The sequence below is a fragment of the Brevibacillus sp. AF8 genome (genome assembly GCF_021270385.1).
Taxonomy (GTDB): domain Bacteria; phylum Bacillota; class Bacilli; order Brevibacillales; family Brevibacillaceae; genus Brevibacillus.
The window spans coordinates 64,557-75,929 of the sequence record NZ_JAGQDN010000008.1 but is presented as its reverse complement, the minus strand read 5'-3'; the positions used below and the strand labels follow the sequence as shown (position 1 = coordinate 75,929).

1 protein-coding gene is annotated in these 11,373 nt (G+C 48.0%); it reads left to right on the top strand.

The genetic code is table 11. The features are described from left to right. Nucleotides 1-2: 2 nt before the first annotated feature. On the top strand, nucleotides 3-11,366 hold the full coding sequence (locus KB186_RS12960) for an SDR family NAD(P)-dependent oxidoreductase (RefSeq protein ID WP_232773762.1): 11,364 nt from the start codon (nucleotides 3-5) through the stop codon (nucleotides 11,364-11,366). Nucleotides 11,367-11,373: the final 7 nt, after the last annotated feature.

Below are 11,373 nucleotides of genomic sequence, written 5' to 3'. Positions count from 1 at the left end.
ACGTGCATGATCAGTTTCTCTTAACGATCAACCATCCAATCCTCAAAAATCATAAAGCGCACGGTCAGGAACTGTTGCCCGGATTAGCCCATATTGATCTGTTGTATCAAATGTTTCGGGAAAATGGTCATGATTACCGCGAGCTTGAGCTTCGCAATCTAACGATCTATCATCCGATCATGGTGGGACAAGATTATGATGTCATGCTGAGCATTCAGTGCACGCAAGGCAAAACAGGGCAGTGGCAGATTCGGATGGAGGGTCAGACACAGCGCAACGGCATTTTAGACTTGGAGAAAAAGCTGTATGTCACTGCTGAAATGCATCAAAGTGCCTCTGCGCAGTTCGATGAGACGCTGGATCTTCCCATGCTAGAGCAAGCGGCAAACAAAAAGATCAATCTTCATGACGTATATGAGCAATGCCGTCGTCAGGAATTGGTGCATACAGGTTTTATGAAGGCAGAAGGAACGATTTACGAAACAGATTCTACGGCGGTAATGGATATTTCACTCGGTAAACATGCCCTTCCCAGTGCGGAAGGGTTCATGTTTCACCCGACCTTGATCGATGGGTCTGCGATCGGCTCGATGGTATTGTTCACTTCGGTAGTCCAAGGAGAGCAACGGCTATTTTTGCCGCTTTTTTATGAATCTTTTCGTGCCTCCGCTCTATTGCAGCACCATTGCTTTGCCAGAGTACAAACTTCATCCATCCAAAGAAAAAATGAACTGATGTATATGACGATGGAGTTCTTTGATCGTTCAGGCAAAAAAATTGCGCATTTGCAAAATTTTGCAGGCAAGCTCGTTCGTGATCCTGGCCTGATCCATTCCAATAGAAAAGAAGTACCTCCGCTTCGAGCCGATTTCCAACCATCGAAGCAAACGGTGTCTCTTTCGAAAGGACCCGTTCATGAGGCGAATGAATCGCAATCTGCCGTCGTAAGTAAAGCACAAACTTTTTTACAACAACTGCTGGCAGAGCGATTACAAGTTCCGGCTGCGTTGATTGATACGCAGATTGGTTACTATGAAATGGGGTTGAACTCACCAGGCTTGTTGGAAGTGGTGAAGGCTGTCGAAGCGAAAGTAGGAGTGTCTTTGGCTCCTACTTTATTGTTTGAGTATACGAATATCGCTGAGTTGGCCGCCTATCTGGCCGAGAATCATGCTTCCGTATTCAGTGGGCTTGATTTGACGAAACAGGAAGGCAGGCAAGAGTTGCCGCAACCTGCAAAAGTTGGAGCTTCATCAGCAACCTCTGAGAATCACGCAGCGATTCCCAATGAAGAAATTGCAATCATCGGGATGGCAGGTCGCTATCCAGAGGCAAGAAATCTCCATGAATTCTGGATGAATTTAAAAGAAGGCAAAGACTGCATCAAAGAAGTCCCGAAATCTCGCTGGGATTGGCAGCAGTTTGGAGAACTCAAATCCCCTTCTGGGAAGCAAATGTCCAAATGGGGAGGGTTTATTGAAGACCCCGATTGCTTTGATTCTCCCTTTTTCAGAATATCGCCGCGGGAAGCAGAAACGATGGACCCCCAGGAGCGTTTGTTTTTGGAAACATGCTGGGAAGCGATGGAAGATGCAGGCTATACGCCGAAGACGATTGTTCCGCCTCGGGGGAGCAGTAACAGGCGGCAGGTTGGTGTCTTTGTTGGCGTGATGCACAAGGATTATTCCCTCATCGGAGCGGAAGCGATGTCGCGGGGCGAAATGTTCCCGTTGTCCTTGAACTATGCGCCGATTGCCAATCGCGTTTCTTATTTCTGCAATTTTCATGGTCCGAGTATGGCGATTGACACCGTATGCTCCTCCTCGCTGACGGCTGTTCATTTGGCGTTGGAGAGCATCAAGCGAGGAGAATGTGAGGTAGCATTGGCGGGTGGGGTCAATTTATCCTTGCATCCCGGCAAATACTTGTCATACGGCATGATGGATATGCATTCGAGTGATGGTTATTGTCATACCTTTGGCAAGGATGGCGACGGGTATGTTTCTGGAGAAGGCGTCGGTACGGTCGTATTAAAGCCATTGCGCAAAGCGATTGAGGATGGCGATCATATTTATGCCGTGGTAAAAGGAAGCAGTATAAACCACGTCGGATCGGTGAGCGGGCCTTCTGTGCCAAGCCCTGTTGCTCAGGCAGAGGTCATTACAGCATGCCTGGAAAAGAGCGGTGTAGACGCGAGAACGATCAGTTATGTGGAAGCGCACGGGACCGGAACTTCTTTAGGCGATCCGATTGAAATTCAAGGATTGGTGAAAGCGTTTCGTCAATATACAGAGGATCAGCAGTTTTGTTCCATAGGCTCAGTAAAGTCAAATATCGGACACGCTGAATCTGCCGCAGGTATCAGCGGTTTGCAAAAAGCTGTTCTTCAGCTCTACCATAAAACGCTCGTTGCTTCCTTACATGCCAAGGAAGTGAATCCGTTTATTGATTTTGCGCAGTCTCCTTTTTATGTACAGCAGCGGACAGAAGAATGGAAATCAGTGATCATGGTAAATGGTCGAGAAGTGTCCGTTCCGAGACGTGCAGGGGTAAGCTCGTTTGGCGCTTCGGGGTCCAATGCCCATATAATTTTGGAAGAGTACATCCCAGTTGAAACAAAGCCGAAAGCGCAAGCCATTGCCCGTAAAAATCACCCAGTGATGATTCCGCTATCTGCCAAGAATAAGGAACGATTGCTAGTCTATGCGCAAAAAGTAGCGGACTTTCTAAAAAGGGCATCATCTGGCAATCACCCTCAACCAAGTGAGGAAGAGAAGCGAAAACAGCTTCAAGAAATGCTGGAGAAGAAGCTTCGCAGAATGTTATCCACTATTATTCATGTGGCAGAAAGCAGCATTGAGCTCGAACAAGAGTGGCATGAATACGGAGTGGACCTCGTTCAAATCACACAGCTCAAGCAAGAACTGCAAGAGGAGCTGCATATTCAGCTTGATCTCAAGGAATTCGATCAAGGCAGCTCCATTGCTTCTGTCATCGCTTCTCTCATGGATAGCCATCGAGACGAGATAGAAGTGGAAATTCAGTCTTTTGCTGATCGAGAGACGCGAATCGATCTGGAAAATGTGGCGTATACCTTGCAAGTTGGACGAGAAGCGATGAAAGAACGAGTAGCCTTTGTCGTCGAGGATATACCCGAGCTGATCGGAAAATTGGAAGCTTTTTCGCGAGGCGAGAATATGATCGATCATTGTTGGATAGGGAGCTTGAAGCCGAACAACGACCAAGACTCTCAACAGCTTATCCAAAGCTGGATTGCAGAAGGCGACATCAGAAAAATAGCGGAATGTTGGGTGACAGGCTATGAAATGGACTGGGAACAGCTATACCAGAATAACAAACCTAGACGTGTGCCCTTGCCGACGTACCCATTTGCGAAGAATCGTTATTGGATTCCAGAGAGCAAAAGTAAATCGGTGAGCCGCAAGACAGCAGCTCCATTTATGAGCGAAACTGCCATTCATCCACTTTTGCAGCGGAATACTTCTGATTTTTCTGAACAAAAGTTCAGTTCCACCTTTACAGGTCAGGAGTTTTTCTTATCAGATCATGTCGTGAAGAATCAGAGAATTTTGCCGGGAGTCGCCTATCTGGAAATGGCGAGAGCAGCAGCAGAGCAAGCAACGGCTGCCTTGACTGAAGAACCAGCCCAGATTCAACTCAAAAACGTGGTTTGGACACGGCCAATTGTTGTGGGTGACCAACCTGCACAGATACATATCGGTCTTGTTCCCGAAGAGAATGGTGAGATTACTTTTGAAATCTATAGCGAGTTGGAGGCGATGGATGCAGAACCCGTCGTACACAGTCAGGGCAGCGTCATGCTTCATGCTGTTGCTGAGAAACATGCCTTGAATTTGCCATCCTTACAAGCAGAGTGCAATCAACGAGCGTTTTCATCCGAACAATGCTACAGCATTTTTCAAGCAATAGGGATGGATTATGGTTCGGCTCATCAAGGAATTGACACCTTGTATGTAGGGGAGGGTCAAGTTTTAGCCAAGTTATCCTTGCCAGCCACCGTCTCCGAGATGGAAAACCCTTTTGTCCTGCATCCAAGCTTAATGGATTCGGCTTTGCAGGCATCGATCGGGCTCATGATGGTTGGGGAAGAGACACCATCAGCGGATGGTCATTCGAGCCGAAAGCCGTCCTTGCCTTTTGCCATGGAGGAAGTGGAAATCTACGGCAAGTGCACATCCTCGATGTGGGCGTACGTTCGTTACAGTGCCACCAGCAGCGCAGACGACAAAGTGCAGAAGCTGGATATTGATTTATGCGATGAAAAAGGAACGGTTTGTGTACGAATAAAGGGATATTCCATGCGAGTGCTGGAGGACGGGAAGCAAGCGAGCCATGTTTCTTCGAAAAGCGCTTCTTCCGCAACTTCTCTGGAGCCTCCTGTGGGGAATCTCATGCTGTCTGCTGTGTGGGATGTGACTCCTGTTGAGAAGGGACAGCTTTTCCCCACTGCTGATGAGCAGGTTGTCATTGTGGGCGGAAATGAAGAGAATAGGATCGCCATTCAACAATACTATCCACGAGCAAAAGTATTGTCCATTCAGGCTGAGAATACGATGGAGGAAATCGTATACCGACTGGAAGAGCTTGGTTCCATCGATCATCTGGTGTGGATCGCTCCTTTTGATGCGATAGACTCCTTGGCGGATCATCGATTAATCGCGGGGCAAGATCTGGGAGTGATTCTATGCTTCCGAACGATTAAAGCCTTGCTTCACTTGGGATATGGAAGTAAGGAGTTGGGGTGGAGTGTCATCACGGTTCAAGCCCAGCCTATATGCCATACAGATGTTGTGAATCCTTGCCACGCCAGTATTCATGGATTAATTGGTTCGATGGCGAAGGAATATCCAAACTGGAAGATTCGACTCATGGATGTAGAGGCCGAATCTGAATGGCCGCTGGATGATATGTTGAGGCTGCCAAGAGATCGTCAGGGTCGTCCGTGGGTTTATCGTCAGGGTGAATGGTATCGTCAGCAGTTGCTCACCGTCGATCATCCTCCGATTGATCAGACACGTATGAAGCAGAGTGGTATTTATGTGGTGATTGGCGGTGCTGGTGGCATCGGCGAAGCATGGACCGAATATATGATACGTACCTATCAAGCTCAGATTATATGGATTGGTCGCCGTCAAAAAAATGAAGAGATTCAAGCCAAGATAGATAGACTTGCCGCTTTTGGACCAGCACCAGACTATATAGCAGCGGATGCAACGCAGCAGAACGCTTTGCAACAAGCTTATGAACAGATCAAGCAAACGTATCAACGGATTGACGGAGTTGTTCATTCTGCCATGGTCTTGGTGGAGGAAAGCTTGGAAAACATGCAAGAGGAAGGTTTCCGAGCAGTGCTTTCGTCTAAGGTGGATGTGAGTGTGAACATCGCTTTGGTGTTTGAGAAGGAGCCGTTGGAGTTTGTCTTGTTCTTTTCATCACTCATGGCAGTTACGAAAGCTCCGAAGCAAAGCAATTACGCGGCTGGTTGTACCTTTAAAGATGCCTATGCTCATCAATTGATGACTCAAGCATGGCCATGTGCGGTGAAACTGATCAATTGGGGATATTGGAGCAGTGGGCAAGTAGAAGATGCTCATCAGGAGATGGTAGAAACCTATCGTCGTTTGGAGCAAATCGGCATTGGGCTGATTCAGCCGCAAGAAGCAATGCAAGCCATAGAGACACTTCTCGCAGGAGCCATGGATCAAATTGCTTTCATGAAGATCACGAAGCCTGTTGTCATTGAAGGGATGAAGGTAGAGGAATGGGTGGATATTCACTCTGCAATATACCCGTCCACGCTACAGCTGTCTGCCCATGAAAATGAAGGGCTTGCTGATGTAGTGGCTGCCTTTATCAAGGAGAGATTGAAGCATGACCAATCAGAGGGAATACGGATTCTCGAACTTGGAGCAGGTACAGAATCCACCAGTTCCTTGCTTTCACAAAAATTACATGCCTATCAATCTTTTGTGAGCTTCCAAGCTTTTGATCCAGAAGCGGCGTTAAGTGAACAAGGATTGGATGCTGGTGAGTACGACCTGATTATCACAGCGAATAACCTGCACACCGCTCAACAAATTCGCCAAACCCTGCGTAACTGCAAGAATCTCTTAAAAAGGAATGGTCTGCTTCTAGTAAAAGAGATGTCCGATCAAAACATACGTAAAGACCTCACAGAAGGTCTTACACTACCTCTGGAAGGTTGGCAGAAAGGATTGAGAGATGAGGGCTACCGAGTTGTCTCCTATCCACAGTTGATAATTGCGGAAAGTGACGGCGTTGTCCGCAAGTCCAAACAACAGCAGAAATCAATGGGGACCTCAGCCTCTTCTTTACCAACTCCTTCAAATGCAGACAGAGGAACAAGCACGGAGGCAATGCTTCGGGAGAAAAGCGTAGCCTATTTCAAGCAATTGGTCGGAGAAACACTGAAAATTCCATTTGACCAGATCGATTCTTCTGCCGCCCTGGAGGAGTATGGCATTGATTCGATTATGATTGTGCAAATGACAAATGTCCTACGGAAAAAAATGCATCAGATCAGCACGACCCTCTTTTTTGAATATCAAACGATTGATGCGCTGGTCGAGCATTTCATGACAACACAAGCGGATGATTTACTAGCATTAGTAGGAATGGAAGAACAAGAACCTGTTCAAATGCAACTAACCAACTCAGCAGCTTCTGGAAAGACAACCCAAGAGCAAGCTGGCTCGACATTTCGAAAGGCAAAGTCTCGCCGATTCCTGCATGTTCCTGATCCAGAAGCGGAAAAAACAACAGCGCCGTCCAGACAGGATGTGGCGATCATTGGTCTTGCAGGACGTTATCCGCAAGCGGGGGATGTCTGGGAGTTTTGGACTCGGCTGAAAGAAGGGAAGAATTGCATCACGGAAGTGCCGAAGGATCGTTGGAATTGGCAAGAATTTTTCAGCGAAGAAAAAGGGAAAAGAGGATACATGTACACCAAATGGGGCGGTTTCATCGAGGATATCGATAAATTCGACCCGCTCTTTTTCCAAATTTCGCCTAACGAAGCAGAGCAGATGGACCCTCAGGAGCGCCTATTTTTACAAACGGCATACGCCAGTATGGAAGATGCGGGCTACACTCCTGCCACTTTGGGAGAAAGCAGAAAAATTGGTGTGTTTGTTGGTGTCATGAATGGAAATTACCCAGCAGGAACGAGCTACTGGTCGATTGCGAATCGAGTTTCCTACCTGTTCAATTTCCAAGGACCGAGTCTAGCAGTCGATACGGCGTGCTCCTCTTCTTTGACGGCGATTCATTTGGCATTGGAAAGCTTGTACAGTGGTACAAGTGAATGTGCCATCGCTGGCGGGGTCAATTTAATTGTCGATCCGTTTCACTATATTCGACTGTCTGGAGCGACGATGCTTTCTGCTGGTGACCGCTGCAAGTCGTTTGGCGATCAAGCGGACGGTTTTGTAGATGGAGAAGGTGTGGGAGCTATCGTTTTGAAGCCTCTGCAAAAGGCGATTGCCGACGGAGACCACATATACGGCGTCATCAAGGGAAGCATGCTCAATGCAGGCGGCAAAACGAATGGTTACACCGTTCCCAACCCCATCGCACAGTCGCAGGTAATCCACGAGGCATTACAGCGAGCGGGAGTGGATGCTCGTGCCGTCAGCTACATCGAAGCGCACGGTACAGGTACCGCTTTGGGCGACCCAATCGAGATTGCGGGACTGACTCGCGCATTCGGACAACACACGAAAGACAAGCAATTCTGCGCGATTGGCTCGGCCAAGTCGAACATCGGACATACGGAGAGTGCGGCAGGAATTGCGGGATTGACCAAAATATTGCTTCAAATGAAGTACGGTCAAATCGCACCATCCTTGCACGCTGAGGTCATGAATCCAAACATTGATTTCAGTGATACACCATTTGCGGTTCAGCAAAAGCTGGCAGAGTGGCAAAGACCAATCATTGAAATCAACGGAGTAACCAAGGAATATCCGAGAATCGCTGGGCTATCGTCGTTTGGGGCGGGAGGAGCCAATGTCCATATTGTCATCGAAGAGTATCGCGAAAAAGATAGACAGCCAGAGAATAGCTCGCAGCCACAGCATCCAAAAGTGATCGTGCTCTCTGCAAAAAACGAAGAGAGACTGTTGGCTCAAGTGAATCGATTATTGAAGGCCATCAAGGAAGAATCATTCACTGATGCCCATTTGGCTGATATCGCTTTTACGCTTCAGGTAGGACGGGAAGCGCTGGAGGAACGCTTGGCTGTCCTCGTCAGATCAGTTGATGAGCTTGCGGAAAAACTAACGCATTTTGCAGAAGGTGAAGAGAACATTGCCAAGCTGTATCGTGGGCGAGTGAAACGCAACCACGACACGGTAGCTCTTTTTGCTGATGAAGATATGAAACAAACAGTGGAGACATGGATTGCCAAAGGGAAATTCGCAAAACTGATGAACCTTTGGGTCAAGGGCGTCTCTTTTGATTGGAATAAGCTATATAGCGAAGATAAACCGCGGCGCGTCAGCTTGCCTACTTATCCTTTTGCCAGGGAGCGTTATTGGATAGACGTTGAGAAGCCAAAGGCAGCAGGTATGAACGAATCATCTTCGGTTAGAGGGGATATCCTCCATCCATTGCTTCACAAGAACACTTCTGACCTCTATGAGCTGAGATATAGTTCCATCTTCACAGGGCAGGAGCCGTTCTTGGCTGACCATCTTGGAAACGGGCAGCGCTTCTTTCCACTCACTGCTTATTTGGAAATGGCACGGGCGGCAGTGAAGCAGGCAGCGGGAGATAGAGAGGGGACTTTATCTGGAATCCGAATGTCTCATATTGTCACAGACCAACCGCTATTGGTGGGCGACGATTTGGTTCAGGTACACCTGGGGATCCATCCAGAGGATACTGGAGAGCTTTCCTATGAAATCTACAGCAAATCGAATGAAGATGATACCGAGTCTGTGGTACACAGCCAAGGTATGGTCGAATTCACTTCGTTCGTTGAAGCACCAATTTTGGATCTACCTGCCTTGCAAGCCGAGAGCAGTGAGATGCTTACTGCCAGACAATGCTGCGAGCTGTTAAAAGAACGTGGAATGGCTGATCATCTGAGTTTTGAAGGGATTGAAGAGGTATACAGGGCGCGGGAACAAGTTCTGGTAAAACTCTCCTTGCCCTCGATTGCCATGGAAACAGCAGGACAATTCGTTCTCCATCCTAGCCTGCTAGAGTCTCTGTTGCAGTCATCTCGTTATCTCATTACGGAGGCTGCATCATCTGACAGCATCAGCTTCATCCGACCTGATGGTTCTTTTGTCCTTGAAGAGCTGGAGATTTACGAGAATCATCCTGCTGTGCTGTATGCTCTGATTCGATACAGTGAAGATACCCAAGCGGAGAATAAGAAAATCGATATCGATCTATGTGATGAGGCAGGCAGAATAGGCGTGAGGATGAGAGGCTTTTCAATGGGGAGTGAAAAACGAGGTGCGACGGTGAAAGAGACTCAGGAAACCGTGACTCAGGAAACAGTGACTTCCGCTCCCGCACTGATGGGAACCACGATGCTCACTCCAGTATGGAACGCCGTGTCTGTAGAAAATGGGGAAGTCATTCCATCAATGAGTGATCAAGTAGTCATCGTTTGCGCCGAAGAAAAGGACAGAAGTCTCCTTCAACATCATTACCCTCAAGCTACTGTTTTACCGCTTCAGTCAGATGATTCTATTGAGGTCATCGCAAGTAAGCTGGAAGAGCAGGGTGTGGTCGATCACATCATGTGGGTTGCTCCCGATAGCTGTGTGAAATCCGTAAAAGAGGAGTCCGTGATGAACGAGCAGGAGCGGGGCGTTATTCAAGTTTTCCGCTTGATCAAGGCTTTGCTTGCGCTGGGGTATCAGACGAGAGACTTGGGCTGGACGATCATTACTGTCCAGGCACAGGCTATCTACCAAAAAGAGAAAGTCCATCCAACGCATGCCAGCATCCACGGATTGATCGGGTCGATGGCGAAGGAATATCCGAACTGGAAGGTAAGACTCGTCGATTTGGAGGCGCATGCCGAGTGGCCGCTCCATGATATTTTTACTTTGCCTGCCGATGCTCAAGGAAACGCTTGGGCATACCGTGGACACACGTGGTATCGCCAACAGTTGATGCCGGTGCAGAGACCTTTCACGAAGCAAACCGTCTACCGGCAACATGGCGTCTATGTTGTGATTGGAGGCGCGGGCGGTATTGGACAGGCGTGGAGCGAATACATGATCCGAACCTATCAAGCCCAGGTGATTTGGATCGGTCGTCGCATGAAAGATGAGTCGATTCAGAACAAAATAAATCAACTTGCTGCCCTGGGACCTGCACCACTCTACATCGAAGCTGATGCTACGGATCGCGAGTCGCTGCAATCTGCTTATGAGGAGATCAAAAAGCAACATGGCAAGATTAACGGGGTGATTCATTCCGCCATTGTCCTCCTGGATAGAAGTCTGGCGAATATGGACGAGACGACCTTCCGAGCCGGACTGGTACCAAAAGTAGAGATAAGTGTGCGGATGAGCCAAGTGTTTGGCGAGGAGCCATTGGATTTCGTCCTGTTTTTCTCCTCGATTAACTCGTTTACGAAATCGCCTGGACAAAGCAATTATGCTGCCGGCTGCGCCTTCAAAGATGCTTTCGCTCATCAGCTTGCCAAGGAATGGACATGCGCGGTGAAAGTAATGAACTGGGGATACTGGGGCAGTGTTGGAATCGTTGCGTCCAAGGGCTATCAGGAAAGAATGGAACAGATCGGCATTGGCTCGATTGAACCTTCAGAAGGGATGGAGGCATTGGAAGCCTTGCTAACAGGTCCCATGAATCAATTGGCGCTGATGAAAACGACCAAGCCACTCGAGATGGAAGGAATCAATACACAGGAATCGGTTACAGTCGTTTCAACCAAAATTTCCTCCAGCATGGCAAGCATTAAAAACAAATTAAAAGTAAAAGAGATGCCCAAAGCAGCCTATTTTGCATCAGAAGCAGGTACGGGCACGGACAGCTTGTTTGAGAACGTACAAGCAACGATCATTCAGCTCGCCTCTCAAATCCTGAAGGTAGAGAGCGAAGAAATCGATATGGATAGTGAACTAAAAGAATACGGATTCGACCCAGTCAAGCTCACGGAGTTTTCTACCAAAATCAGTCAGACGTACAAGCTTGATCTGACACCTGCTGCGATGATGGACTATCCAACGCTTAAACACATTACTGAATTTCTAGTCAATACCACTCAGAAATCTCAACCAGCAAGAGAACAGGACAAACCGGTTCTATACGTGTAAGCCGAAG